We start from the raw sequence: 24,399 nt of genomic DNA on the forward strand, positions 1-24,399 counted from the left end.
GAATCCGGACGTTTTGTGGCGAGTCGACGGAGGGGGCGGGCCCGCGCCTTCGCGCCCTGACCGTCGGATACGCGAAACGGCCCGCCCCCGGAGGGACGGGCCGTTTCGTGGGAGCAGGCGTCAGTGCGACGACTCGGTCTCACGACGGTACTGGTACGGGTTGGAGAGGATCTCCTTCTCGGGGATCTCCGGGTTCATCCCCGACTTCCAGGTGTCCTCACCGAGCTCCGACCGCAGGTACTCCACGGTGTCCTCGATCTTCGCGCGGACACCCTGCAGGTCGCCGGAGACGAGCTTGCCGTCGAACTTGACCGGCTCGCCGCCCACCAGCACGGTGTGCACGTCGCCGCGCTGCGCCTGGTACACCACGTGCGAGTAGGGGTTGAGGATCGGGAACATCGTGGGCGAGTTGTCGTTCTTGATCAGCACGATGTCGGCGAGCTTGCCGGCCTCGAGGCTTCCGACCTGGTCCCACTTGCCCAGGGCCTTGGCGCCACCGCGGGTGGCCCAGTCCACGACCTCCTCGACGCGGATGGTCGCGTGCGTGATGGTCTGGTCGGTCTGGTGGGCGATGTAGTGCTCGAGCGAACGGTCGGCGCCGATCGTCGTGCGCATGGCGGAGAACATGTCGGCGCTGAACCACACGCTCGTGTCGACCGACAGCGACGCTTCGATGCCGTGACGACGCAGGGCGTGGGCGGGCGGGTAGCCCTGACCGCACGTCTGCTCGCTCTCGGTCGACAGCGACACGGTGCCGCCGGTGGCGGCGATCTTCATGTACGAGTCGTCGCTGAGCGTGGCCGCGTGCACGTACACCTGGCCCGGCAGCATGACGTTGTTTTCGTACATGAGGCGGATGCCGTTGTCGTTGGTCGCACCCCACACGCCCGCGTGGGTCGTGATGGAGACGCCGAGGTCACGAGCGGCCTTGAATGCTGCCGCCTCGGGGAAGTTCTCGTCGCCGGGAACGTCGAAGGCCATCTGGGCGCCGAACATGCGCGAGTCGTCGCGGGCGCGCTCGATCACGCGGCGAACCGCCGGATCCTGCGCCCACTCCCACGGAGCGGCGTGGATGTTGCCATAGGCGAGGACGTAGCGACCGGGAGAGGAGGCGAGGGCTTCGAGCGCGGCCTCGCCGTGATCGGGCGTGCGCAGGCCGTGCGACCAGTCCACGCTCGTCGTCACGCCGGACTCGACCGCGTCGAGCGCCGACAGCAGGTTGCCGGAGGCGATGTCCTGCGGGCGGAACTTCATGCCGTGCTCGAGGTAGTACCAGACGAAGTACTGCGTCAGCGTCCAGTCGCCGCCGTACGCGCGCATGGCCGTCTGCCACATGTGGCGGTGGGTGTCGATCATGCCGGGGAGCAGGATGCCGCCCTTGCCGTCGATCTCGAAAGCGCCTTCGGGGGCGGCGAGGTCGACGCCGACCTCGGCGATCTTGCCGTCGACGACGAGGACGTCGCCTTCGGGGATCACGGTGTGTGCATCATCCATCGTGAGCACGATGGCGTTGCGGATCACGATGGGCTGGCCGGGTTGCGGTGCCGGGGTACCGGTCATAGACGTTCATCCTCCTTGATTGCCGTCGGGTGGCCCCGCCCGGGCGGCGCGACGGCGCGCCGTCGCTTGACTTGCGTCGTGCGGGTCGACTTGAGTCAAATTAAGCACTGCTGAACAGGGTTGTCCAGTGTCACTTGGTGGGGTGGCTACCCGGTCAGAGACTCGTTGTGGAGTCTATAACCAGATTGTATGATGAACCGACGCTAGACGCACAGGATTGTCACCCGGCACCGGTCGCGCCTTCCAATGATGAAAGGAATCGTCGATGACCGACATCTCCGTGAACGCTATCTCCGAGGTCGATGCCGCGCTGGATCCGGAGGAGGCGCTCGTGCAGGCGGCCCGCGCGATGCGAGAGGAGATCATCTCCTACTCCGCCGAGGCCCAGGGCGCCACTCACATCCCCGAGGGGCTGCACCGCCGCTTCGAGGAGGTGGGCTTCTACCGCATGTACATCCCGAAGGCGCACGGCGGCCTCGAGGTGACGCCCACGACGTTCTTCCGGGTCGTGATGGAGATCGCCCGCGCGGATATGGGGATCGCGTGGTGCTTCTGCCTCTCGTCCAACCACGCGCTGATGCTCGCCAACTGGTTCCCGGAGCAGATCCACGCGGAGGTCTACGACGGTGGCAACTTCCGCGCCGCATCGATGTACGCCCCGACCGTGACGGCCACACCGGTCGACGGCGGCTACGAGATCGACGGCGTCGTCAATTACTGCTCGGGCATCCCGTGGAGCACGTTCTTCCTCGGCCAGGCGCGGCTCCCCAAGGGTGAGGACGGCACGCCGCGCGTGGGTCTGTACATCGCCCCGGCCGGCTCCTACGAGATCCTGGATGACTGGGGCAACATGATGGGCCTGAACTCGTCGGGCTCCAACAGCATCCGCTTCGACAAGGCCTTCCTGCCCGCCCGCTTCATGGTCGAGGACGCCGACCTCATGGACTACGCCTTCAACGGCGACAGCCCGGGCTCGGCGGCCTACGGCAACAGCATGTACTCGGCGCGTCACGGCAGCTCGTTCGCCCTCGCGCTGGGCGTGCTGTGCGTGGGAGGCGCCCTGGGAGCGCTGGACGAGTATGCCGCGCTGATGACCTCGCGCAAGATCACGATTCCGCCCTTCCACCTGCGCGCCGAGGACCAGGACTTCCAGCGCTACTACGGTGGCGCGATCATCAAGCTGGCCACCGCAGAGGCGGCGGTCTTCCACGCCCTCGAGCGGTGGGAGAAGGCCGCCAGCGACAACGTCGCCGGGGTCGAGCAGTTCACCGGGAGCCTCGACAACCTCCTGGGCGGCATCGGCCGCGAGGTGATGCTGCAGGCGTGGGAGGTCGTGGAGAAGGACATGTACCGCACCATCGGTGCCTCCGCCTCGAAGAAGGGCGAGCGGTTCGAGCAGATCTTCCGCGACATGGCGCAGGCAGCCGGCCACCGCAACCCGCAGCTGCGCGACGTCGCGTTCAAGATGGTCGCCCTCGACGCTCTGAAGGGGGCCTGACGTGCCCGCGCAGCTTCCCGAGGCGTTCGCCGAGTACCCCCTGCGAACCGTCCGCCGCGGGCACTTCTGGATTCCCGGCGAGCGGGTCCAGAGCGAGCGCGGCACCGTTCAGCGCGCCCCGATGTTCGTCGAGTGGGAGGCGCCGGCGGAGATCACGCGGCCGTACCCGCTGATCCTCGTGCACGGCGGCGGCGGACAGATCACCGACTGGACGGGGACCCCCGACGGGCGGCCGGGCTGGTCGGACCTGTTCGTGGATGCGGGGTACCTCGTGTACCGCGTGGATCGTCCCGGTCATGGTCGCTCGTGGGCGCACCCCGATGTGCTCGGCGAGCCGGGGGCGCAGTTCAGCTACGAGATGGCGATGGGGCTGTTCGACACCCCGATCCCCGGGCACGACCAGTCGACGTGGAGCGGAGGCATCGGCGACCCGATGCTGGACCAGCTGATCGCCGGGATGGGGTTCCTGCCGGCCGATCTGGCCGAGTCGCACCGCATGGACCAGGACCGCATCGCGCGGCTGCTGGATCGCACCGGGCCGGCGATCGTCGTGACGCACTCCGCGGGCGGACCGAGCGGATGGCTCGCCGCCGACGCGCGTCCGGACGCCGTGCGGGCGATCGTGGCCATCGAGCCGATGGGCCCGCCGTTCTTCGAGTTCGGTCCGGGCTCCCGCCTGGACTGGGGCCTCACCGCGTCGCCGGTGTCATGGGAACCGGCGGTGAGCGATCCCGCAGAGCTCGAGGCTGCGGAACCGGGAACGTACCGTCTGCCGTTCCTCGACGGCATCCCCGTCGTCGTGGTGGTGGGAGAGACCTCGCCGTTCACCGACTGGGAGCCGCAGGTCGTCGAGTTCCTGCGGGCAGCCGGCTCCGACGCCGAGTTCCTGAACCTCGGCGAAGCCGGCGTTCCCGGAAACGGCCACGCCATGATGCTCGAGGCCAACTCCGACGCCTCCATCGGCCCGATCCTGGACTGGATCGCCCGCATCGACTGACACCTCTGTATAAGAGGAGGGGGTGGGGCGCACGAGCGCCCCACCCCCTCATTCATGCGCCCTGTTACATCGTGAGAGGCTGACCCAGCATCACGCGGCCTTGTGAGGCGAGCAGCACGTCGTGCTGCGCGCCGATGTGGGTGCGGTACATCGCCGCATCCTGGTAGTACTTGCCCATCCGGGTGCCCGCGAGCCCCGCCGACGTGCTGCCGGCGGTGGTGAAGGCGACCTCGATGGCCTCCTGTGCGAGGCGCGCCGCCTGCACGATCTGGCCGCGGATGCGGACGTCGTCGGCGGTGGTGAACTCCGCACCGCCTTCGCTCCACGCGCGATTGAGCTGCTCGAACTCGCGGATGGCGCCCAGCAGCAGCGTCTGCGAGGCCTCCGCGAGGGAGGTGACCTTGCCGTACCAGAGCTGGTACTCCGGCGACTGCGAGCGCGGGACGCGGGGCGGGAAGCTCGAGCCGCGCTGCATCAGAGTCTCGTATTCGTCCATGCAGGCCAGCGCCGCGCCCACCTGGGTCTGGGTGAGGCCGGCGATGAAGAACGCCGACGTGCGACCCAGGTACAGCGGGTTCCCGTGCAGCTGGTAGCCGGGCGTGCCTTTCTCGCCCCACACGATGTCTTTGAAGTTGAACGGCACGACGTTGTAGGAGGGGACGAACGCGTCGTCGATCTCGATCGAGTTGGAGCTGGACGCGTGAAGTCCGATGGTCTTCCCGAAGCCCCAGTCGTCCAGGATGGTGAAGTCCTCGCGCGGCAGGATGAACATGTACAGCGCCTTGCTGCCGTCCTCCTGCGTGATCGGCGCGACCGGCATGAAGTGCGTGCCGTACGTGCATCCCGAGTTGTAATCCCATCGGCCGGTGAGGCGATAGCCGCCGTCCACGGCGGTGACCACGGCGCGCTGCGGGAAGGCACGGGAGGGGGAGATGAAGGGATGCGCCGATCCGAACACCTCGTCCTGAGACTGCGCGGGGAAGTGGGAGGCGAACTGGTAGGCGTGGCTGGCGCCGAGCTCCCACGACCAGCCCACGCCGGGGTCGCCGCGCGAGATCTCGATCGCGACGCGGAAGAACGTCTCGAGGTCGGTCTCGAAGCCGCCGTAGCGTCGCGGACGGAGCAGGTCGTACAGCCGGGCGTCGCGGAAGGCCTCGTGGATCTCCGGCGAGTAGGTCCCGAGCTGCGCGTGCTCCGGCTGCAGCTCGCGCAGGCGTTCGCGCAGCGCGCGGGCGCGGGCGATGAGTTCGTCCGCCGTCGGCTGCTCGGTCGCGTCGCGTTCCTCGACCATCGTCATGTGGGATCTCCGTTCGCTCCATTGCGCAGCGGTGCGCAATGTGTATAAGCACTATAACAATACCGAGGTGCGGAGGGGGACGCAAGGGATTCGCCCCGCGGTCGATAAACTCGGGGCATGCCGCAACCCCCTACGCGCGACGAGCTGCTCGGCGAGTTGGGCGACCGCATCATCGAGGTCTTCCGGGCCCTGCAAGGCCAGGTGACCGTGCCCCGCGAGGGTCTCATCCACGTGACCCGCTCCGAAGCCGACATCATGCGCATCCTCATGGAGTCCCCGGGGACGACGGTGACCGAGATCGCGCGCGCCTTCGGCCAGCACAAGAGCAACACGAGCACGCGGGTGGCCGCTCTCGTGGAGAAAGGGCTGGCCCGGAAGGCGTCGGCGGAGGCGGACGGGCGAGAGGTCCGCGTCTTCGCAACCGACCTCGCGCGCGAGAACCTCCTGAAGTACCGCTCCGTCTGGGCCGAGCACCTCGAGCCGGTCGCCCCCGAGGACGACGAGCGCCTGGCGGTGGCGGCAGAGGTCATCGCCGAGATCGCCGACGGTCTCGAGCGCCGTGGGCGACGTCCGTCCGAGCGCTGAGAGCGCTCAGAATCCGACCAGCACGCCGGTGATGTCGTCCGCCGTCAGGGAGTTGCGCACCACGAGGTCCATGTCCTCGAGTCCGTAGGTGCGCGTCACGATCGGCCCGGCGTCGAGCTCTCCCCGTTCCAGCATCCCGGCCCAGCGCGCGAGGTCCGTCCCGGGAACGATCTGGCCGTTCTGACAGCCGATCACCTTCTTGCCGTAGACCGTCAGATCCAGTTGCGGCAGCACGACGTCCGTATCGGCGTGGTCGACCCCGGTGAGGACGACCGTGCCCGCGCGGCGGGCCATCAGCACGGCCTGGCGCGTGGCACGGGCAGGACCGGCGGCCTCGATGACGGCGTCGGCGCCCCGTCCCTCGGTGAGGGCCCGAACAGCGGCCACCGGGTCGGTGCTCGCGGAATCGACCTCGTCCGTCGCGCCCAACCGCCGGGCCACCGCACGGCGGCGCGGGTCGGGATCGAGGGCGATGATCCGTTCGGCGCCGGCTGCTCGTGCTCCCTGTACGGCCCACAGCCCGACGTGTCCGAGGCCCACGACCGCGACGGACTGACCGGGCTGCACCTGCGCGATCGTGAACACGGAGCCCAGCGCCGTGCTGACCCCGCATCCCAGCAGGCAGGCCACCTCGTCCGGGAGGGCGTCCGAGAGCGGATGCACCTGGATGCGGTCGGCGCGCACGAGCTCGGCATACGCGCCTACGCGGCCGGCGGCACGCACCTCGCGCCCGTCGGGGAGGTCGGCGACCACGGGGTCGGAACCGTCCATCAGCACCGAGCACTGATCGGGGCGGCCCGCCACGCAGTAGAAGCACACGCCGCAGTGCGGCGTGGCGGCCACGATCACGCGCTGGCCTCTCCGCAGGTCGGCGACCTCGGAACCCACCGTCTCGACGACACCGACCGCGGTGTGACCGAGGATGACGGGGGGCTGCTTGCGGCGCATCGCCCGCCACCCCATCCAGTCGGTCGAGCAGAACGGGGCGGCCGTGGTGCGGACGACGACCTGCTGCGGGCCCGGTTCGCGCAGCTCGATCGAGCGGACCTCGAACGGCGAGGCGAACGCCGTCAGCACGGCTGCGCGGGCACGCATGTCAGTGCGCGCGGTCGTCGCCGTGGATGAGGCGGGCGACGTGTCCGCGGAGGTGGATGAAGTCGGGGTTCTCGCGCGTGGTGATCTGATTGCGCGGTTCCGGGAGGTCGACCCGGATGTCCTCGACGATGTGCGCCGGCGGGCGGGAGAGCACCAGCACGCGGTTGGCGAGGTACACGCTCTCGTCGATGTCGTGCGTGACGAAGAGGATCGTCATGTCGTACCGGTCGCGGATCTGCAGCACGAGGTCTTCCAGGCCCTCACGGGTCTGCGCGTCCACCGACGCGAACGGCTCGTCCATGAGCAGGAGCTTCGGCCGGTATGCCAGGGCCCGCGCGATCGCGACGCGCTGCTGCATGCCTCCCGACAGCTGCCACGGGTATCGCTTGGACATCCCCGTCAGGCCCACCGCATCCAGCGAATCGGTGACCAGTGCCGCGCGCTCGGTCTTGGACATGGCCGACCCGTGCAGGGGGAATGCGACGTTCTTCTCGATCGTGAGCCAGGGCAGGAGCGAGCGGCTGTAGTCCTGGAAGACCATCGCCATGCCGGCGGGGACGCCCGTGTTCTTCTTGCCCCCCACCCACACCGCGCCTTCGGTGGGAGTCAGCAGCCCCGCGAGGGTCCGCAGGAGTGTGGTCTTGCCTGCTCCGGAGGGTCCCACGATCGAGACGAACTCGCGGGGGCGCACCGAGAAGGCGAGGCCCTGGATGGCGTGGTGGGCGGTCGGGCCCGCGCCGTAGACGTGCGACACGGAGTCGACCACGACCATCGCGTCGGATTCGGCGGGAGAGGAACCGGAGGTGCGGGGGGTGGTGTCAGTCATGGCTGTCGTCTTTCAGGTTCGCGAGCGGGAGAGCCGGTGCCACGCGAGGGTGCGGCGCTCCACGGCGTCGAGCAGGGAGTTGATGATCAGTCCGAGGATGGCCAGGGCCAGCATCCACGACCACATGTCCAGGAGCTGGAACCGCCCCTGGGCCTGGATGAGGAGGAAGCCCACGCCGTTGGTGGCGAGCATGAACTCCGACACGATGGCCAGCAGCAGCGCAGCCGTGCTGGCGATGCGCAGGCCCGCGAAGATCTTGGGCATCGCGCCGGGGAGGATGATCGAGAACAGGCGCCGCGCGGGAGAGATCTTGAAGACCCGGCCCATGTCGAGCATCGTGCTGGCGATCGATCCGACCCCGGAGGCGGTGTTGATCAGGACGAACCACGAGACGCCGTAGGCGATGAACGCGATGCGCATGTCGTCGCCGCCGCCGAGCAGGATGATGAAGAGCGGAAGCGTCGCGGTGGCCGGGATCGAGCGCAGGAACTCCACGATCGGGGTGACCGTCTCCCGCGCCGCCCGGTTGAGACCCATCGCCGTGCCGACGACGATGCCCCAGACCGCGCCGATGGCGAACCCGACCAGCATGCGCCCGACGGTGGTGAGGAAGTCGCCGAAGAAGACCGGTGTGAACACCGCCGGGCCCCCGAACAGCAGCTTCCACAGGTTCGCGGCGATGGCCAGGGGAGGCGGGAAGAACGGTGACGGGGCGAGGGTGGTCGCCAGCTGCCACACGGCGACGACCGCGATCAGCGGCACGAGGAAGTAGGCGAGGCCCACGAGGAACCGGCGACCGCGGCGGGGCCGGCGCGTCGTGGGGATGCCGTGGGTGAGCAGCGAATGCGGCGCTGCCTGGATCTGGGTCATCGCCCCTCCGCCCGGGTCGTTGCTTCCCAGCCGAAGAAGCGGCGTTCCACCCAGCCGATCGCGAGGTTGATGATGAGGCCGAGCACGCCGGCGGTCACCGTCGCGGCGAGAACGGCGAGGTACGCGCCGGCGTCGCCATAGGCACGCTCGCGGGAGATGAAGGCTCCGATGCCCTCGGCGCCGCCCGCGATGAGCTCCACGGTGATCACGACGATCAGTGCGATGGAGGACGCGATGCGGATGCCGGTCATCACGAAGGGAGCTGCGGAGGGGACGACGATGCGCCGGACGATTCCCCAGCGGCCGATGCCGAAGGTGCGTGCCATGTCCTTGGCATACGGGTCGACGTCGTGCACCCCGTAGAGGGTGTTGAAGATGATGGGCCAGATGGCGGCGAAGACCACGATGAACAGCTTCATCTCCAGCCCCGCGCCCAGGACGAGGAGTGCCAGGGGCACCAGCGCGACCGGCGGAATGGGTCGCATGAGCTCGACGATGGCGCGCGCGCCACGGTAGGCGGGCTGGTAGATGCCGAAGGCGACGCCCACCGGGATCGCGATCACGCAGGCGATCAGCATCCCGAGGACGTAGGTGAGGAGAGTGGAGCCGACATCGGCCCGGAAGACGGGGTCACCCCACAGGGTGATCGCTTCGACGACGACCTGGGAGAAGGGCGGCAGATAAGTCGTGCTGACCAATCCCGAACGGGAGATGATCTCCAGCAGCACGGCGAGGCCCGCCACGCCCGCGACCCCCCGCAGGATGGCGATCGTGCGCCGGCGCGAGGCCGCGCGCGCGCCCGCGGAGCGGGCGACACCGGGGGGTGCCGCCGTGGTGGTCGGACTGGTCACGGAGCGTTTCCTTCTGTCGGGGTCGTGCGGCGGAGCGGGACGTGCCGCTCCGCCGCACGGTCGGTCAGCAGTTGGACGGGGCCGGGAGGACGTGCGAGGAGAAGTCGAACTCCTCGGTGAGGCGACCGCTGGCGAAGTAGATGTCCGCGTTGCGCTGGATCTCCTCGAGACGGTTCTCCGTCTGGTAGGTGAGCATCACCTCGTTGGCAGCGACCTCGGCGGGTGCGCCCAGGAAGGCGGAGAACTGCTCCTCGAAGAGCGCGCGGTCATCCACCAGTGCGCCCTGCGCCTGGAAGATCGCGCACTGGATCGCGGCGACGGTGTTGGGGTTCTCCTCGACGAACTCGCGGGAGGCGACCCAGCCCGACTCGGCCATGCCCTCGTACTCGCCCGCGCCGTAGTCGAACACCGTGACGCTTCCCATGCCGCGTACCGCTGCGAGGGTCGGGCCGACGGCGCTGGATGCATCGACCGTGCCCTGCTCGAGGGCCGCGGCGACTTCGCCATAGGGCAGCTCGACCCAGTTGACCTCGTCGGGGTCGAGGTCGGCCTGGAGCATCGCGTCGCGGAGCTTGATGGCGTGGCTGCTGGTGAGGGAGATGACGTTGACGGTCTTGCCGGCGAGGTCTTCGAGGCCTTCGATGCCCGAATCCGGAAGCGTCTCCAGCGAGCCGGTGTCGGGCGTGCTGGCCCAGCCTTCGGCGATGACCACGAGCGGCAGGCCCTGGTTGATCGCGTCGATCACGCCGAAGTAGCTCGTGTTGGCAGAGGCGGCGTCTCCGGAGATGACCGAGGTGACGGCGATGCCGCTGTTGTCGACGAACGACGGGGTGATGGTCAGGCCGTACTCGGTGCCGTGCTCGTCGGCGGCGAGCTGCAGCGGGATGGTGCCGGGTCCGCGGATGCCGGTGAGCGTCACATCGGTGACCTCGGGCGTCGTCGGGTCACCGGTGACATCGGGGGCGGAGCCCGTGGTGCCCGAGTCGGAGGTGCAGGCTGTGAGGGCGAGCACGCCCGCAAGCAGGACGCCGGTGGCCGTCAACAGCCGGGATCGGCGCTGTGTGCGCGTGGAAGACATGCGATTCCTCTCCATTGAGAAACGGCGCACTCTGGCACGCCGCCTTTTGTCTGACAATATTGCGACTAGCGCGTCAGGTCAATATAACAGTTATAACCAACCGGGCTTGTCGAGGATACGCCACGGGGGTGGTCGCGCTACTGGTCGGCGTTCTCGGTGGCGCGCAGGTGCTTGAGGGCCGTCTTCGCGGCGTTGCGCACGTGGGTCGCGCACAGCTCCGCCGCCCCCTTGGCGTCGCGCTTGCGGGCGGCCACCACCACCGCGCGCAGCTCCTCCGCGGCTACCTCGGCGCGGCCGGGTTCGCTCATCGACGTGGCGCGCAGCAGTCGCACGCGCGCCTGAAGCCCTTCGATGATGCTCTGCAGCGACGCGCTGCCGGCGCCCTCGACCAGCACCTCGTAGATCTTGTCCTTCGCATCCAGCACGATGCGGATGTCGTCGGTTCCCGCCGTGTGGCGGGCGAAGTCTTCGACGCTCTGATCCAGCCGGTCCAGCTGGGCGTCCGTGGCGCGTTCGACGAAGCGCTCCACGAGGACCGATTCCAGCACGGCGCGGATGTCGTACATGTCCTCGGCCTCGGCCAGGGAGGGGGCGCTCACGACGGCGCCGCGCTGGGGCACCACGGTGACGAGGCCTTCGCTGGTGAGTTCACGAAGCGCCTCGCGTACGGTGGTGCGCGAGACCCCGAGCTGCTCGATGAGTTCGCGTTCGACGAGGCGCTGCCCCGGCCGCAGCTGGAAGTCCAGGATGGCTGCGCGCAAGGCCGAGATGACCTGTTCGCGAAGCGGCGCGGCGACCCGGTCGACAGGCGATCCCGACCACGCGGGGACGGTGTTGGTTGTCGACATGGGGGTGATCCTCACTCGCGGGCGGTGAGGCCGATCATACCGCCGGGGGGTGCGCATCGTCCGTCCATCATGCAAAGCGGGCGGCAGTCGTGCCCTATATTATCGTCAGACAATCCGCTGGGATCGCCCGGGGGATGGCAGGCGCCGACGGCGGCGCGGAGAGGCGGGACGATGACGTACGCGGGTCTGCAGGGAAAGGTGGCCATCGTCACCGGAGGCGCAGGCGGCATCGGCGCTGCGGTTGTGACGCGCCTGTCCGAGGCGGGCGCCAGGCTCGTCGTCGTCGACATCGACGCCCAGCGCGCGAAGGCGGCCGCCGACGCGGTCGAGGGTGAGGCGATCGGCGTGGGTGCCGACGTGTCGACCGAGGAGGGCGTGCGCACGTACCTGCAGGCGGCACTGGACGAGTTCGGCTCCGCCGACCTCCACCACCTCAACGCGGGCATCGCCGGGACGCCGGGGCTCCAGGTGCCCGACACCACCGTGTCGGAGTGGGATGCGGTGATGGGTGTGAACCTGCGCGGCCCCTACCTCGGCATCCGCGAGGCTCTCCGCCACTACGCCACCACCGGCACCACCGGGTCGATCGTCGTCACCGCGTCGATCGCGAGCCTGCGCGGTGCCGCCGACCTCCTCGCTTACACGACCTCCAAGCACGGCGTCATCGGGCTCGTGCACGGCGCCGCGGTCTACGCCGGTCCGGCCGGCGTGCGCATCAACGCCGTGGCGCCGGGCATCGTCCCGACGCCGATCTTCGGCGCGGCCGGCATCGAGGACATGAACCGCCGCGCGGCCACCTCGCCCCTGCGTCGCGCCGGCACGCCCGACGAGGTGGCTGCCGCGGTGGCCTTCCTCCTCAGCGAGGACAGCTCCTACATCACCGGCGCGGTCCTGTCCGTGGACGGCGGCGCGAGCGTGCAGAACACCAACCGCTACGGGGGCGGCGCCGGGCTGTGGGACACCGCGCCGGTCGACGCGGACCTGCACGCCCTTTTCGGCGACCGCCCGTAGATTGTCATACGGTATTTACATCAGACAAAGTGTTGGACAGGATGAGGGACGACTCATCCGCGCTGTTTCAAGGGAGAAGCCGCCATGTACGTGATCACCGGGGTCAGCGGGTACGTGGGCAACGCCGTCGCGGAGAACCTCCTCGCGACCGTGCCCCCGGACCAGGTCATCGTGACGAGCCGCAATCCGGAGGTGCTCGCGAGCTGGGCCGAGCGTGGTGTGTCCGCGCGCCGGGCCGACTACGAAGACGCCGACGCCCTGCGCGAGGCCTTCGCCGGGGGTGAGCGCCTGTTCATGGTCTCGGCGATGGAGGCCGGCCCCAACCGTCAGCGCCAGCACCGTAACGCCGTCGAGGCGGCGCAGGCCGCAGGCATCCAGCACATCGTCTACACGTCGTTCATCGGCACCGAGCGCCCGGATGTGATGTCGCACGAGGTGGCCGATCACAAATTCACCGAGAAGCTCATCAGGGACAGCGGCATGACCTGGAACATGCTGCGCAACAACCAGTACGCCGACGCCATGGCCGAGAACCAGGCCGTCATCGCCATCACCAGCGGCCAGAGCATCGGCAACACCGCCGACGGCCAGGTCGCCTTCGTGGCCCGCGACGATGTCGCCGCCGTGGCCGCCGAGGTCCTCAAGGGCGCCGGCGAGCCGAACACGGGGTACGACGTCACCGGCCCCGAGATGTTCACGTACCGCGAGGTCGGCGAGATGATCACCGAACTCAGCGGTGCCGACATCCGCATCGTCGACCTCACCGACGACGAGATGTACGCCATGTGGGATGCGCTCGGCGTCCCGCGCGAGGCCACCGGCGACTTCTCGAACTCTCCCGTGCCGTGGTGCAGCGACGGCATGGTGTCGTTCGGGCAGATGGTGCGCATGGGCAGCATGGCGAAGGTCACCGACGTCGTCGAGCGCTTCACGGGCCGCACGCCGAGGAACCTCCGCGACCTCATGATCGAGCGCCGGTCGAGCTGGCCGACGGCACCTCAGGGGGTGTCCGGATGAGCGACGAGTACGAGGTCGTCATCGTCCAGTACGGCACGCGACGCGGGCACCGATCCGAGGTCTTCCTGAACTACCACATCTACGGTCAGGACGACGGCCCGATCGGCATGGACTACTTCGTGTGGGTGCTGCGCAACGAGGAGCGCACCATCCTGGTCGACACGGGATTCTCCGAGGAGGGCGGGCGCAACCGCAACCGCACCTTCGTCCGCGAACTGCCGGAGATCTACGCGGCGCTCGGGATCGACACCGAGGCCGAGCAGACGATCGTGGTCACCCACGCCCACTACGACCACATCGGCAACCTCGGCCTGTTCCCCCGTGCCCAGATCGTCATCGCGGAGTCGGAGTACGACTTCTGGACGGGCGCCATGGGTCGCCGCACCCAGTTCCGCTACTCGACGGAGGACGCCGAGATCGACGCGCTGCGCGCTGCCCACGCGGATGGTCGCGTGCGCACGTTCCGCGACCGACTGGAAATCGCCCCCGGCGTGGAACTGCTCGAGCTCGGGGGGCACACTCCCGGCCAGTCCGCCGTGCGGGTGCGCACGTCGGAGGGTGACGCGCTGCTCGCGTCGGACGCCGTCCACTACTACGAGGAGTACGAGGACGACCTGCCGTTCGCCTTCGTCGCCGACCTGCCACGGATGTACGCCGGTTTCGACCGGGTGCGCTCGCTGATGAGTGACGGCGTTCAGCACCTCGTGTCGGGTCACGACCCCGACACACTGAACCGATTCCGCACGGTGGAGTCGGGACCGCTCGCCGGGGTCGCAGCGACCATCGGCAGCGCCGGATCACGAAAGGGAACAGCATGACCGATCGCGTCGGATTCATCGGCCTGGGCAACATGGGAGGCCGTATGACGCGCCGGATCGTGGACGGCGGTGTCCCCGTTCTCGGCTTCGATATGGTGCGCGACGCCGTGACCGCGGCCGGTGCCGAACCGGCCGGAAGCGCGGTCGAGGTCGCCGCCGCATCCGACATCGTCTTCCTGTCCCTCCCCGACAGCAAGGTCGTCGAGCGGGTCATCCTGGGTGACGAGTCGTTCATCCCGGCCCTTCGCGAGGGCACCGTGGTCGTCGACCTCAGCACCGCCGCCCCGAGCTCCACCATCCGCATCTCCGAGCAGCTGGAGGAGCGTGGCGTCGCCTACGTCGATGCGGGGATCTCCGGCGGTGCCGCCGCCGCGGAGAAGGGCACGCTCACCCTGATGGTCGGCGGGTCGGCCGAGGCGCTCGAACGGGCACGTCCCGTCCTGGCGCACTTCGCCACCGGCATCCACCACATGGGCGCGTCGGGAACCGGTCACAGCATGAAGCTGCTGAACAACTTCCTCAACGCGATCAGCCTGTCGGCCACGGCCGAGGTCATGGTCGCCGCCAAGAAGGCCGGGCTGGACCTGGAGACCGTGCTCGAAGTGCTCAACTCCAGCTCGGGAGTGAACTTCGCCACCCTCAACCGCTTCCCCAAGATCATCCACGGCGACTACCTCAAGGGCGGGCTCACCAACGCGCTCATGACCAAGGACGTGGTGCTGTACGTGGATCACCTCCACGAGCTCGGCGTTGCTTCGCTCAACTCCGCCGCCCCTCTCGCCGCCTTCGGCCTGGCCAACGCGCTGGGCTACGCCGACGAGATCAGCAACCGCGTCGTCGACGCGATCGGCGACGTCTCGGGACGCGTCCGCCTGACCGACCCCGCGTGAGAGCTCCCGCTCCCCACCTCGACTCCCTCCAGAACAGGAAATATCAGCGACATGACCGATAACGAAGACCCCACCCGACGCGAGACCTACGAGGCGGGCCTCCAGGTGCGTCGCGAGGTGCTCGGCACCGCGCACGTGGACCGTTCGCTGGGTCAGGTCACGGAGTTCTCCCGCCCCATCCAGGAGCTCGTCACCGAGTACTGCTGGGGCGCGGTGTGGACCCGCCCGGGGCTGGACCGCCGAACGCGGAGCCTGCTGAACCTCGCGATGCTGTCGGCGCTCAACCGGGGTCACGAGCTCGGCGTGCACGTCCGCGGCGCGATCCGCAACGGCGTCACCCCCGAGGAGATCCAGGAAGCGCTCATGCAGGTCGCCATCTACGTCGGCGTGCCGGCGTCGCTGGAGTCCTTCCGCATCGCGGAGGCGAAGCTCGAGGAGATGAAGGCGGCGGGCGAACTGTGAGCGCCTCCACGGTCGGTTTCGTCGGCCTTGGGAACATGGGAACGCCCATGGCCCGTCGGCTGGTCGAGGCCGGGCACCGCGTGGTCGGCTTCGACATCGCCGAGTCAGCACGCGAACGCTTCTCCGCCGCGGGCGGCGAGGCCGTGGAGCAGGCGACCGACGTCGTCCGCGACGCCCAGATCGTCATCCTGATGCTGCCCAATTCCGACATCGTGGATGCCGCGGTGCTCGGCCCGGACGGACTCCTCGCCGCCGCCCCCGCCGGCACCCTCTTCGTCGACATGAGTTCGTCGGAGCCGCTGCGCACGCGCGCCCTCGCCGAGGCCGTGGCCGCCGGCGGTGCCCGTCTCATCGACGCCCCCGTCTCGGGGGGTGTCGGCGGCGCCGAGAAGGGCACGCTCACGATCATGGTCGGCGGGGACGCCACCGACGTCGCCGAGGCCACGCCCGTGTTCGACGTGCTCGGCCGGCCCGCGCACGTCGGCGCCATCGGCGCGGGTCACGCGCTCAAGGCCATCAACAACCTCATGTCCGCCGCCCACCTGTGGGTGACGAGCGAGGCGATGCTCACGGGAATGGCGTTCGGCCTCGACCCGAACGTCATGCTCGAGGCGATCAACCGCTCGAGCGGGCGGAGCGGGTCCACCGAGCACAAGTGGCCGAACTTCATCGTGGGGGAGGGCTACAACTCCGGGTTCGGTCTCAGCCTGATGCTCAAAGACATGAAGATCGCCACGGGGCTCGCCGAGCGTCTGGGCGTGCCGCACGAACTGAGCGATGCCGCCGTGGCGCGCTGGGCCACCGCATCCGAAGATCTCGGCCCCCGTGCCGACCACACCGAGGTCGCCCGCTGGCTGCGCGCCGCGAAGGCCTCCCCGACGGACGAAGGAGTCCAGGAATGACCGACGCCGAACGCCGCCAGCAGATCCGCAGCGAGGTCGAAGAGACCCTCGGCGGATGGGACGGACGGCTGCAGGCCGTGCTCGACCTCGACGCGGAGTTCCTCGCCGCCTACGGGCGGCTCGCGGGGGTCCCCGACCGCACCGGGGCGCTCCCCGAGAAGGTGCGTCACTTCATCCGCCTGGCCGTCGCGGCCAACTCCACCCACCTCTACCTCCCGCCGGTGCGCGGCCACATCCGCCGCGCGCTCGAGGCCGGCGCGACGCCGGCCGAGATCATGGAGGTGCTCGAGTGCTGCGCGACGCTGGGCATCCACGCCATGAACATCGGCGTGCCCATCCTCGTCGAGGTGCTCGAGGAGGCCGGCATCCGTACCGACTCGGCCCCGCTGACGGAGTACCAGGAGAAGCTCAAGGCCGACTTCACCGAGAAGCGCGGCTACTGGCACGACTTCTGGAACGAGATCCTCGAGCTCGCGCCGGAGTTCTTCGACGCGTACACCGAGTTCTCCTCCGTGCCGTGGGTGAGTGGCCCGCTCGAGCCGAAGGTCAAGGAGTTCATCTACATCGCCTTCGACACCGCCGCGACGCACCTGTACACGTCGGGGCTGAAGCTCCACCTGCAGAACGCGGTGGGCTATGGCGCGACCGCACAGGAGCTCATCGAGGTCATGGAGATCGCCGCGACCCTCGGCATCCACGGCGTGCTGGAGGCCGCCCCCATCCTCGCCGAGGAAGCCGGGCGATGAGCATCGCGGCCCGCGAAGACGGCTACACCCTGAGCGCCGAAGCCGAGCAGTGTTTCCGCGACGCGCTCGGCGACGACGCCGTCGTGGTCGATGAAGCGGGCCGCGACGAGTACCGCGATCCGTACTGGCTGGCCGAAGATCGCACGTACGACTCCTCCGCTGTGCTGTATCCGTCCTCCACGGAGGAGGTGCAGGCCGTCGTCCGCATCGCGAACGACCTCGGCGTGCCGCTGTGGACGTCGTCGCAGGGGCGCAACAACGGCTACGGCGGGCCCTCGCCACGGGTGAAGGGCTCCGTTCTGGTGAGCCTTCGCCGGATGAACCGGGTGCTGGAGATCAACGACGAACTCGCCTACGCGGTGGTCGAGCCCGGCGTGACGTGGATCGAGCTGCACGCCGCCATCGAGGAGGCCGGGTACGACCTGCTCGTCTCCGTGCCCGATCTCGGGTGGGGATCGGTCATCGGCAACACGATGGACAGCGGCGTCACCTACCTGCCGCTCGGCATGGACTGGCAGGCGCCCACCGGCATGGAGGTGGTGCTCGCCGACGGGTCGCTCCTGCGCACCGGCATGGGCGCCATCCCCGACTCCCCGGCGTGGCACGTGTACAAGCGGGGGCTCGGCCCGGTGCTGGACCCCCTGTTCGTGCAGTCCAACTTCGGCATCGTCACCCGCATGGGCTACTGGCTCATGCGCAAGCCCGACGCGTACGCGCCCCTCTTCCTGACCGTGCCGCGGGATTCGCAGCTGGAGCAGGCCATCGACATCCTCCGCGAGCTGCGGCTGGCCGGGGTCATCCGGGGCGTTCCGGTCATGCAGAACACCGTGACCCTCGCCTCGCACTTCCCCGAGCTCCTGGGCAAGATGCAGGGCGCGGACAAGACCCTCAGCTCCGACAAGCTCGATGAGATCGCCGATCTCACCGGGGTCGGCCGGTGGGGCATGCGCACGGCGGTGTGGGGGGATGCGGCGGTCGTGGCCCGCCATGTCGAGATGATCGAACAGGCGTGGTCCGCGATCGAAGGCTCGCGGGTGGACCACGCCCGCACCTACGGCCACGACGAGTGGGACCAGATCGAGCACTTCGTCGACAAGGTGCAGGGCGGCATCCCGAGCCTGGACATGCTCGAGGCGATGCCCGACAACGTCGGGCACGTGGGGTTCTCCCCGGCCGTACCGCTGCAGGGCGCCGCCATCCGCAAGGTCGTCGATCTCCTCGAAGACATCGTCGTGCGCGAGGCGGGCGTGAACTTCGTCGTCGGCATCTGCGTGTCCAGCGAGCGTAGCGCGATCGTGGTGAGCGGCCTGGCCTTCGACGCATCCGATGAAGAGCAGTCCCGCACCGCCTACTCGACGGTGAAGACCATGGTGCGGGAGGCCGGGAAGCTCGGCTACGGCGAGTACCGCGCGCACCTGGACTTCATGGACCTCGCCGCCGAGCAGTACTCATTCAACGACTTCGCGTACCGACGGTTCGTGGAGCGCATCAAGGACGCCGTCGACCCGCGCGGCATCCTCTCACCGGGCCGGCACGGCATCTGGCCGGCGAACAGACGAAAGGACTGACATGGGAGCCCCACTCGACAGCGCCGTCGACGAACTCCGCGCCGCGATCTCCGGCACGGTCTACCTCCGCGGCGAAGAGGGATTCGCCGTCGAGATCGGCGGATTCAACCTGCTCTCACCCAACAACCCCGACCTGGTGGTGACCCCCGCCGACGAGGCAGAGGTCCAGACCGTCGTGCGGTGGGCGCGCGCGCAGGGGACGACCGTTCATCCTCAGGCCACGGGGCACGGCGCGTACCGCCAGCTCGACTCCGGGGTGATGCTGAAGACCAGCCGCCTGGACAGCCTCGTCGTCGACGCCGAGAATGCACGATTCGCCCTCGGTGCCGGTCTGACGTGGCAGGACATCGTGCCGCACCTTCACGCCGCAGGCCTCGGCGCGGTGACGGGGTCGGCCAAGACCGTCGGCGCCGTCGGCCTTGTTCTCGGAGGCGGCATCGGCCCGCTCGGGCGGACGCTGGGCATGGCGGGCGACTGGGTGCGCGGCTTCCGCGTAGTCGACGGCAACGGCGACGTGCTCGTGGCCACCCCCACCGAGAACGACGACCTGTTCTGGGCGCTCCGCGGCGGCAAGGTCGGACTCGGCGTCGTCACCGAGATGACCGTCGAAGCCCCGCGGATGCCGTTCGTGTACGGCGGCGGGATCTTCTACGCCGAGGAGGACATCGAGCGCCTCGCCCACGCGTGGCTGGACTGGGTGCCGGGTCTCCCGGACTCGGCCAACACGTCGTTCGCGATCCTGCGGCTTCCGCCGACCCTGCCCGCACCGCTGGGCGGCGCGACGGTCTTCCACGTTCGTTTCGCCTACGTCGAGGTGGGCGCTACGAACGACGAGCTCGCCGAGCGGGGCGAGGCGATCTTCGCGTCGTGGCGGGAGATCGCGGGACCCGGCGTCGTCGACACCGTGGGCATCCTCCCCAGCGACCGGATCGCCGAGATCCACTCCGAGCCCACCGACCCGCTTCCGCTGTGGGAGTGGGGCGACTTCCTCGGAACCGTCGACCACGCGCTGATCGACGTGCTCGTGGAGAACGCCGGCGGCGGCGTCGCCTCCCCGCTGGCCACGGTCGAGGTGCGCTACCACGGTGGCGCACTCGCGCGTGACCCCGAGTATCCGAGCGCCATCGGCGGCCGCAAGGAGCCGTTCACGCTGCTCGTCCTGGGCGTGCCCATCGACGGCATCGCACCGTGGGAGGTCGTCGAGGCCGCCGGCTACGCCATCCGCGACCGCCTGACCACGTACAGCGGCGCCGAAGTGAACTACAACTGGGCGGGGCATCCCACCGCCGAGATCTTCCAGAACCGGTTGTGGTCGAAGGAGAACGCCCTGCGGCTGCGCGACATCCGCCGCGAGCACGACCCGGTCGGCATCTTCGAACACGGGAACTGAGATGACCAGCATCCAGGGTCGCGTCGCCGTCGTCACCGGCGGCGCCTCGGGCATCGGTCGGGGCATCGCCGAGCAGTTGATCGCCGAAGGCGCGACGGTGGTGATCGCCGACGTCGAGCGCGGGGCGCTGGAGACGACGGCAGCGGAGATCGGGGCCACCGGCATCCGCGTCGACGTCAGCGACCCCGCCAGCGTGGAGGCACTGGCCGACGAGGTGGTCGAGCGGTTCGGTTCGGTGGGGATCGTCGTGAACAACGCCGGCGTCGGACCCCTCGCGCGCATGGCCGAGATGACGCTGGACGACTGGCGTTTCCTCGTCGACGTGAACCTGTGGGGTGTCATCCACGGCGTCTCGACGTTCCTGCCGCGGCTGCTGGCGAATCCGGATGGCGGGCACATCGTCAACACGGGATCGATGGCGTCGTTCTCCCCGATGTCGCGGGCCGGCGCCTACGCCGTGACCAAGTACGGGGTCGCCGCGCTCACCGAGGCTCTCGCCCTCGAGCTCGCCGAGGACGACGCGAACGTGCACGTCACGCTTCTCGCGCCCGGCACGGTGCGCACCAACATCAAGGCGAGCCTGCGCAACCGCCCCGGCGGGCAGGGCGGCGCACTCGCCGACGTCGACATCTCCGAGGGGCCGGCCGGCGACCTGCGGTGGATCGACCCGATCGATGCCGGTCGGATCGTGACCCGCGCCATCCGCAACGACGACCTGTACGCCGTGACCCACCCCGACTGGTGGCACATCGTCGACGGACGCCAGCAGGCGATCCGTGCGGCGTTCGAGAAGTACCCCGTGGAGGAGTGATGAGCGTTTTCGGTGCGGCCGGAGTCCTGCGGCAGATCGGCGAGCCGTTCTCGATCGAACAGGTCGAGATGCTGCCGCTGGACGCCAACCGCGTCCTGGTGAAGACCCACGCGAGCCCGTTCTGCTCGACGGATGTCAAGAACTGGAAGGGCCAGCTCTACAAGATCCCGCCGACCATCCTCGGTCACGCCTCCATCGGCGAGGTCGTGGAGGTCGGCGCCGACGTGCGCGGTGCCTCCGTCGGCCAGCGCGTCGTCGTGCCGGGCACCCCGGAGTGCGGCCGCTGCTACTACTGCTCCATCGGGGAGCCGTGGCAGTGCTCCGAACTCTTCGACCTCGGCGGCATCTACCCCGACATCGCCCGCGGCGCCGACGGCGCGCTCATCTCCTGCGCGGGATGCGTCGGCGGCTACGCCGAGTACATGTCGATCTCCGGCAACCAGGTCTTCCCCGTCGAGTCCGACCTGTCCTCCGAGGTTCTCTCGCTCCTCGGATGCGGCGTCAGCACGGGCGTCGGCTCGGTCGAGAACGTGGCGCAGCTGGCCCCCGGCGAGTCCGTCGCGATCGTCGGCGCCGGGCACCTGGGCCTTTGGATGCTGCAGGCTGCACGCCTCGCCGGAGCCGGAACGGTCGTCGTCGTCGAGCCGCATGAGGGTCGGCGTCTGCTCGCGGCCGACATGGGCGCCGACCACGTCATCGACCCGTTGGACGTCGACGCCGTGGCCGCTATCCGCGATCTCACGGGCGGCCGGGGTGTTGATGTGGGACTCGAGGCGGCCGGGCCGACCGCATCCCAGCGTCTCGCCGTCGAGGCGACCCGCCGGGGTGGACGCACCGTGCTCACCGGATTCGAGCTCGGCGGCGCGCAGCTCACCCTCCCGCAGGTGGAGACCGCGCTGCAGAGCCGCCGCATCCTGAGTTCGCAGAACGGGCAGCTGCACATGCGCAGCGACCTGCAGCGCTACGCCGGCCTCCTCGAGCGCGGGCGGCTGGACCCCGCGCCCATCCTCACCCGCACCTACCCGCTGTCCGAGCTCGACTCGGCGCGCGACCGCTCCGGGTCGCTCGAGGACGTCTGCGGAGTCATCGTCTTCGACCACTGACCCGCTTCTGCCGTTCAAAACTCAGGAGACACGCCGGGCGGAGGGCGCTCTGCGGCGCCGGGAGTGCCGAATCTCCTGAGTTTTGAACGGCGCCAGCGGCCGACGCCGGCGAGCCGACGGCCGACGCGCCTCCGGGTCAGGCGCGATACTGAGCGGGCCAGATGCCGTGCCGGCCGGGGGAGAGGATCCCCTGGGGGTCGACGGCGTCCTTGATCGCCTCGGCGAACCGGCGGTAGGCGTGGTCGCCGAACGAGTACTGCTCGCTGGCGGCGTCCATGAAGTCCAGATGCGCGCGGTACTCCCCGTAGCCCATCTCGCCGATTTCGGCGATGAGCTCGCGCACGGTGTCGAAGGTCGCCCGCACCTGCGCTTCATCCCGGCGATCGAAGCTCATGGCGCTGACGATCATGGCGCTGCGGTCGTTGGTGGGGAAGATCGCGCACACGAAGTTCGCGCCCGTCCGCGCCACGACGCGCTCCTTGATCCGGTCGATCACACGCACGACCTCGTCGCCCTGCAGCGGCACGACGGGCGAGAAACCGACGTGACCGACCCAGTCGGGCATCTGCTCCATCATGTCCATCGACGGGATGCCGGCGGAGATCCGCTGCATGAACGTGGAGATCTCGCCCCAGTTCTCCGGAGTGAACCGGCCGAGCACGTCGACCCGCGCGCCCTCGACGGCCGACCAGGCCTCGCGGATGCGGGAGAGGTGGTGCTCGACCACCGGCTCGTCGCCCCACAGCGCGGTGCGCACGCCCCAGCGGCCGATGCCGGTGGCATCCGCGAGGTCGTCCAGGCGCTCCTCGGACCAGGTCGGATCGGCACCGGGGAACATGCCCATGTGCTCGGGGAACTGCGTACCCATCGTGATGAGGTTCTGCAGGTTCGGCACACCGCGGATGACGCCGTCCAGGCGCAGTTCGCGGATGATGTCGACCACCTGGCCGAGCTGCGCATCGCGCGGCACCGACAGGTACAGCGGCATGTAGTACCGCGGGCGCCGCTGCAGCCACACGCCCATGCGCGTGACGATGCCGTAGTTCGACTGGGTGAACAGCGGGTCCAGCGTCGGGCCGAGGCCGCGCTTGAACAGGTGCCACGACTTGCTGTCGGGGATCGCGCCCATCCCGGTGCGCATCAGCGACCCGTCGGCGAGCACGACCTCCATGCCGGTGGGCGCCTGGTAGTCGCTCCCGAGCGGCAGGTAGGTCATGCCGTTGTCGAGCGAGTTGCCGATGATCGACCCCCACCCGATATCCGGCACGGAGAGCATGAGCTCGTCGCCGAGCTCGTGCAGCGCCGCGTGCAGGTCGAGCCAGCGGACGCCCGGCTCCACGACGGCGTACGCCAGCTCCGTGTCGATATGCAGGATGCGGTTCATCCGGCGCAGCCCGATGAGGAGCGACCCGCTCACCCGGGGCGACGGGCCGCCGTAGCCGTTGTTGCGGCCCTGGGACGACGTCCACACCGGGATGCCGTGGCGCCCGGCGATGCGGACGATCTCCTGCAGCTCGTCGACGTTCGCGGGGAAGACCGCGCCGCACGAGTCGTACGTGCGGTCCTCCTGGAACCAGTACGGGTCGCGGTAGGTGTCGCGCTCCTCCTCGGTGAAGAGGGTATTCTCCGCTCCGACGACCGCGATGAGTTCGTCCCGCGCCTCGCCGGAAAGCTCCGGGGCGGCGGGCGCGAACCGATCCGTCATCGCGTTCCTTCCACCTGCTGTGCCGCGTCGTAGTCGGCCTCGGACACTTCTTCGAGCCACACGGTGTCGCCGAGCGTGATGGCGGTGTGCCCCATGAGGGAGTCGGCCGTGCCGCCGTGCCAGTGGCGTTCGCCGGGCTCTATCCACACGGTGTCGCCCTCGGTGATCACGCGCGGCTGGCCGTCGGCTCCGCACACGAGGCCCTTGCCGCGGAACACCTGCAGGATCTGGCCCTGCGAGTGGTGGTGCCAGTAGGTGCGCGCGCAGGGAGTGAAGATCACGTTGTTGATCTTCACCTCGGGCTGGTCGGTGATGACGCCGTCCATCCACACCTCGCCGGTGAATGTGCCGCTCGCGCGGCCGGAGGCCGATCCTGATCTGCCGGGGATGAGTCGCATCGGAGTGCCCTTTCTTCGAACCTCTTCGTCCAAATTGTCAGACAGTACTATACCGTCAGGGCAAGATAGTTGT

The 24,399-nt window shown here is 69.2% G+C and carries 24 protein-coding genes; 14 read left to right on the forward strand and 10 right to left on the reverse strand.

The annotated features are described in order from the left end of the window. Window positions 1-120: 120 nt before the first annotated feature. Window positions 121-1,560 (reverse strand): amidohydrolase family protein, encoded by a 1,440-nt coding sequence (locus AC2DFQ_RS13645; protein ID WP_484534268.1) that lies wholly within the window; start codon window positions 1,558-1,560, stop codon window positions 121-123. Between the two features lie 265 nt (window positions 1,561-1,825). Here AC2DFQ_RS13645 and AC2DFQ_RS13650 point away from each other — a divergent pair, with 265 nt between their 5' ends. Together AC2DFQ_RS13650 and AC2DFQ_RS13655 are read left to right on the forward strand one after the other, a co-directional pair. After that, window positions 1,826-3,058, forward strand: a complete 1,233-nt coding sequence (locus tag AC2DFQ_RS13650; protein ID WP_484534269.1) for an acyl-CoA dehydrogenase family protein — start codon at window positions 1,826-1,828, stop codon at window positions 3,056-3,058. 1 nt (window position 3,059) lies between these two features. Further along, the gene (locus AC2DFQ_RS13655) at window positions 3,060-4,055 is read left to right on the forward strand and encodes an alpha/beta fold hydrolase (protein WP_484534270.1); all 996 of its coding nucleotides are present in this window, start codon (window positions 3,060-3,062) and stop codon (window positions 4,053-4,055) included. Window positions 4,056-4,119: 64 nt separating this feature from the next. Here AC2DFQ_RS13655 and AC2DFQ_RS13660 read toward each other — a convergent pair whose 3' ends face one another. Next, complete coding sequence (locus AC2DFQ_RS13660; protein WP_484507900.1) at window positions 4,120-5,352, reverse strand: acyl-CoA dehydrogenase family protein; 1,233 nt, start codon at window positions 5,350-5,352, stop codon at window positions 4,120-4,122. Between the two features lie 117 nt (window positions 5,353-5,469). On the opposite strand from AC2DFQ_RS13660, the gene AC2DFQ_RS13665 reads away from it, so the two are divergent. Continuing rightward, window positions 5,470-5,937, forward strand: coding sequence for a MarR family winged helix-turn-helix transcriptional regulator (locus AC2DFQ_RS13665; protein ID WP_484507901.1), 468 nt, complete (start codon window positions 5,470-5,472; stop codon window positions 5,935-5,937). 6 nt (window positions 5,938-5,943) lie between these two features. Here AC2DFQ_RS13665 and AC2DFQ_RS13670 read toward each other — a convergent pair whose 3' ends face one another. The 6 genes from AC2DFQ_RS13670 to AC2DFQ_RS13695 form a co-directional block, all read right to left on the reverse strand. Continuing rightward, entirely contained in the window at window positions 5,944-7,032 is a 1,089-nt protein-coding gene (locus AC2DFQ_RS13670) for a zinc-binding dehydrogenase (protein WP_484534271.1), read from the reverse strand. 1 nt (window position 7,033) lies between these two features. After that, window positions 7,034-7,858 (reverse strand): ABC transporter ATP-binding protein, encoded by an 825-nt coding sequence (locus AC2DFQ_RS13675; RefSeq protein WP_484534272.1) that lies wholly within the window; start codon window positions 7,856-7,858, stop codon window positions 7,034-7,036. Window positions 7,859-7,870: 12 nt separating this feature from the next. Next, window positions 7,871-8,728, reverse strand: coding sequence for an ABC transporter permease (locus AC2DFQ_RS13680; RefSeq protein ID WP_484534273.1), 858 nt, complete (start codon window positions 8,726-8,728; stop codon window positions 7,871-7,873). Beyond that, window positions 8,725-9,579 carry an ABC transporter permease gene (locus AC2DFQ_RS13685; protein WP_484534274.1) on the reverse strand — a complete coding sequence of 285 codons (855 nt, stop codon included), beginning with the start codon at window positions 9,577-9,579 and terminating at the stop codon, window positions 8,725-8,727. Before AC2DFQ_RS13685 ends, AC2DFQ_RS13680 begins: the two co-directional genes overlap by 4 nt. 64 nt (window positions 9,580-9,643) lie before the next feature. Continuing rightward, a complete protein-coding gene (locus AC2DFQ_RS13690) occupies window positions 9,644-10,657 on the reverse strand; it encodes an ABC transporter substrate-binding protein (protein WP_484534275.1) in 1,014 nt (337 codons plus the stop codon). A gap of 137 nt (window positions 10,658-10,794) precedes the next feature. After that, entirely contained in the window at window positions 10,795-11,505 is a 711-nt protein-coding gene (locus tag AC2DFQ_RS13695) for a GntR family transcriptional regulator (protein ID WP_484507907.1), read from the reverse strand. A 171-nt stretch (window positions 11,506-11,676) separates the two neighbouring features. On the opposite strand from AC2DFQ_RS13695, the gene AC2DFQ_RS13700 reads away from it, so the two are divergent. From AC2DFQ_RS13700 to AC2DFQ_RS13750, 11 genes are all read left to right on the forward strand, one after another. Continuing rightward, on the forward strand, window positions 11,677-12,516 hold the full coding sequence (locus tag AC2DFQ_RS13700) for an SDR family NAD(P)-dependent oxidoreductase (protein ID WP_484507908.1): 840 nt from the start codon (window positions 11,677-11,679) through the stop codon (window positions 12,514-12,516). Between the two features lie 84 nt (window positions 12,517-12,600). Next, window positions 12,601-13,533, forward strand: a complete 933-nt coding sequence (locus AC2DFQ_RS13705; protein ID WP_484507909.1) for an NAD(P)H-binding protein — start codon at window positions 12,601-12,603, stop codon at window positions 13,531-13,533. After that, window positions 13,530-14,351: an N-acyl homoserine lactonase family protein gene (locus tag AC2DFQ_RS13710; protein WP_484507910.1), complete on the forward strand. Its 822-nt coding sequence runs from the start codon at window positions 13,530-13,532 to the stop codon at window positions 14,349-14,351. Before AC2DFQ_RS13705 ends, AC2DFQ_RS13710 begins: the two co-directional genes overlap by 4 nt. Beyond that, the gene (locus tag AC2DFQ_RS13715) at window positions 14,348-15,241 is read left to right on the forward strand and encodes an NAD(P)-dependent oxidoreductase (RefSeq protein ID WP_484507911.1); all 894 of its coding nucleotides are present in this window, start codon (window positions 14,348-14,350) and stop codon (window positions 15,239-15,241) included. The genes AC2DFQ_RS13710 and AC2DFQ_RS13715 overlap by 4 nt, the downstream gene beginning before the upstream one ends. Before the next feature lie 51 nt (window positions 15,242-15,292). Next, window positions 15,293-15,703, forward strand: a complete 411-nt coding sequence (gene pcaC / locus AC2DFQ_RS13720; RefSeq protein ID WP_484507912.1) for a 4-carboxymuconolactone decarboxylase — start codon at window positions 15,293-15,295, stop codon at window positions 15,701-15,703. Then, window positions 15,700-16,605 (forward strand): NAD(P)-dependent oxidoreductase, encoded by a 906-nt coding sequence (locus AC2DFQ_RS13725; RefSeq protein WP_484534276.1) that lies wholly within the window; start codon window positions 15,700-15,702, stop codon window positions 16,603-16,605. The genes pcaC and AC2DFQ_RS13725 overlap by 4 nt, the downstream gene beginning before the upstream one ends. Further along, on the forward strand, window positions 16,602-17,351 hold the full coding sequence (locus tag AC2DFQ_RS13730; RefSeq protein ID WP_484534277.1) for a carboxymuconolactone decarboxylase family protein: 750 nt from the start codon (window positions 16,602-16,604) through the stop codon (window positions 17,349-17,351). Before AC2DFQ_RS13725 ends, AC2DFQ_RS13730 begins: the two co-directional genes overlap by 4 nt. Further along, the gene (locus AC2DFQ_RS13735) at window positions 17,348-18,919 is read left to right on the forward strand and encodes an FAD-binding oxidoreductase (protein WP_484534278.1); all 1,572 of its coding nucleotides are present in this window, start codon (window positions 17,348-17,350) and stop codon (window positions 18,917-18,919) included. Before AC2DFQ_RS13730 ends, AC2DFQ_RS13735 begins: the two co-directional genes overlap by 4 nt. A 1-nt stretch (window position 18,920) precedes the next feature. After that, complete coding sequence (locus AC2DFQ_RS13740) at window positions 18,921-20,309, forward strand: FAD-binding oxidoreductase (protein WP_484534279.1); 1,389 nt, start codon at window positions 18,921-18,923, stop codon at window positions 20,307-20,309. A gap of 1 nt (window position 20,310) precedes the next feature. Further along, window positions 20,311-21,120, forward strand: a complete 810-nt coding sequence (locus AC2DFQ_RS13745; RefSeq protein WP_484534280.1) for an SDR family NAD(P)-dependent oxidoreductase — start codon at window positions 20,311-20,313, stop codon at window positions 21,118-21,120. Then, window positions 21,120-22,223: a zinc-binding dehydrogenase gene (locus AC2DFQ_RS13750; protein ID WP_484534281.1), complete on the forward strand. Its 1,104-nt coding sequence runs from the start codon at window positions 21,120-21,122 to the stop codon at window positions 22,221-22,223. Before AC2DFQ_RS13745 ends, AC2DFQ_RS13750 begins: the two co-directional genes overlap by 1 nt. A 136-nt stretch (window positions 22,224-22,359) precedes the next feature. Here AC2DFQ_RS13750 and AC2DFQ_RS13755 read toward each other — a convergent pair whose 3' ends face one another. Together AC2DFQ_RS13755 and AC2DFQ_RS13760 are read right to left on the reverse strand one after the other, a co-directional pair. Then, window positions 22,360-23,928, reverse strand: a complete 1,569-nt coding sequence (locus AC2DFQ_RS13755) for an FAD-binding oxidoreductase (protein ID WP_484534282.1) — start codon at window positions 23,926-23,928, stop codon at window positions 22,360-22,362. Continuing rightward, on the reverse strand, window positions 23,925-24,326 hold the full coding sequence (locus tag AC2DFQ_RS13760; RefSeq protein ID WP_484507920.1) for a cupin domain-containing protein: 402 nt from the start codon (window positions 24,324-24,326) through the stop codon (window positions 23,925-23,927). Before AC2DFQ_RS13760 ends, AC2DFQ_RS13755 begins: the two co-directional genes overlap by 4 nt. Between the last annotated feature and the right edge of the window lie 73 nt (window positions 24,327-24,399).

The sequence above is a fragment of the Microbacterium sp. Z11_20 genome (assembly GCF_057197605.1).

Excerpts from the sequence above, each read along its gene's own strand:
- AC2DFQ_RS13645 (WP_484534268.1), bottom strand. The coding sequence starts at position 1,560 with ATGACCGGTACCCCGGCACCGCAACCCGGCCAGCCCATCGTGATCCGC.
- AC2DFQ_RS13650 (WP_484534269.1), top strand. The coding sequence starts at position 1,826 with ATGACCGACATCTCCGTGAACGCTATCTCCGAGGTCGATGCCGCGCTG.
- AC2DFQ_RS13660 (WP_484507900.1), bottom strand. The coding sequence starts at position 5,352 with ATGACGATGGTCGAGGAACGCGACGCGACCGAGCAGCCGACGGCGGAC.
- AC2DFQ_RS13665 (WP_484507901.1), top strand. The coding sequence starts at position 5,470 with ATGCCGCAACCCCCTACGCGCGACGAGCTGCTCGGCGAGTTGGGCGAC.
- AC2DFQ_RS13670 (WP_484534271.1), bottom strand. The coding sequence starts at position 7,032 with ATGCGTGCCCGCGCAGCCGTGCTGACGGCGTTCGCCTCGCCGTTCGAG.
- AC2DFQ_RS13675 (WP_484534272.1), bottom strand. The coding sequence starts at position 7,858 with ATGACTGACACCACCCCCCGCACCTCCGGTTCCTCTCCCGCCGAATCC.
- AC2DFQ_RS13680 (WP_484534273.1), bottom strand. The coding sequence starts at position 8,728 with ATGACCCAGATCCAGGCAGCGCCGCATTCGCTGCTCACCCACGGCATC.
- AC2DFQ_RS13690 (WP_484534275.1), bottom strand. The coding sequence starts at position 10,657 with ATGTCTTCCACGCGCACACAGCGCCGATCCCGGCTGTTGACGGCCACC.
- AC2DFQ_RS13695 (WP_484507907.1), bottom strand. The coding sequence starts at position 11,505 with ATGTCGACAACCAACACCGTCCCCGCGTGGTCGGGATCGCCTGTCGAC.
- AC2DFQ_RS13700 (WP_484507908.1), top strand. The coding sequence starts at position 11,677 with ATGACGTACGCGGGTCTGCAGGGAAAGGTGGCCATCGTCACCGGAGGC.
- AC2DFQ_RS13705 (WP_484507909.1), top strand. The coding sequence starts at position 12,601 with ATGTACGTGATCACCGGGGTCAGCGGGTACGTGGGCAACGCCGTCGCG.
- AC2DFQ_RS13710 (WP_484507910.1), top strand. The coding sequence starts at position 13,530 with ATGAGCGACGAGTACGAGGTCGTCATCGTCCAGTACGGCACGCGACGC.
- AC2DFQ_RS13715 (WP_484507911.1), top strand. The coding sequence starts at position 14,348 with ATGACCGATCGCGTCGGATTCATCGGCCTGGGCAACATGGGAGGCCGT.
- pcaC (WP_484507912.1), top strand. The coding sequence starts at position 15,293 with ATGACCGATAACGAAGACCCCACCCGACGCGAGACCTACGAGGCGGGC.
- AC2DFQ_RS13730 (WP_484534277.1), top strand. The coding sequence starts at position 16,602 with ATGACCGACGCCGAACGCCGCCAGCAGATCCGCAGCGAGGTCGAAGAG.
- AC2DFQ_RS13735 (WP_484534278.1), top strand. The coding sequence starts at position 17,348 with ATGAGCATCGCGGCCCGCGAAGACGGCTACACCCTGAGCGCCGAAGCC.
- AC2DFQ_RS13740 (WP_484534279.1), top strand. The coding sequence starts at position 18,921 with ATGGGAGCCCCACTCGACAGCGCCGTCGACGAACTCCGCGCCGCGATC.
- AC2DFQ_RS13745 (WP_484534280.1), top strand. The coding sequence starts at position 20,311 with ATGACCAGCATCCAGGGTCGCGTCGCCGTCGTCACCGGCGGCGCCTCG.
- AC2DFQ_RS13750 (WP_484534281.1), top strand. The coding sequence starts at position 21,120 with ATGAGCGTTTTCGGTGCGGCCGGAGTCCTGCGGCAGATCGGCGAGCCG.
- AC2DFQ_RS13755 (WP_484534282.1), bottom strand. The coding sequence starts at position 23,928 with ATGACGGATCGGTTCGCGCCCGCCGCCCCGGAGCTTTCCGGCGAGGCG.
- AC2DFQ_RS13760 (WP_484507920.1), bottom strand. The coding sequence starts at position 24,326 with ATGCGACTCATCCCCGGCAGATCAGGATCGGCCTCCGGCCGCGCGAGC.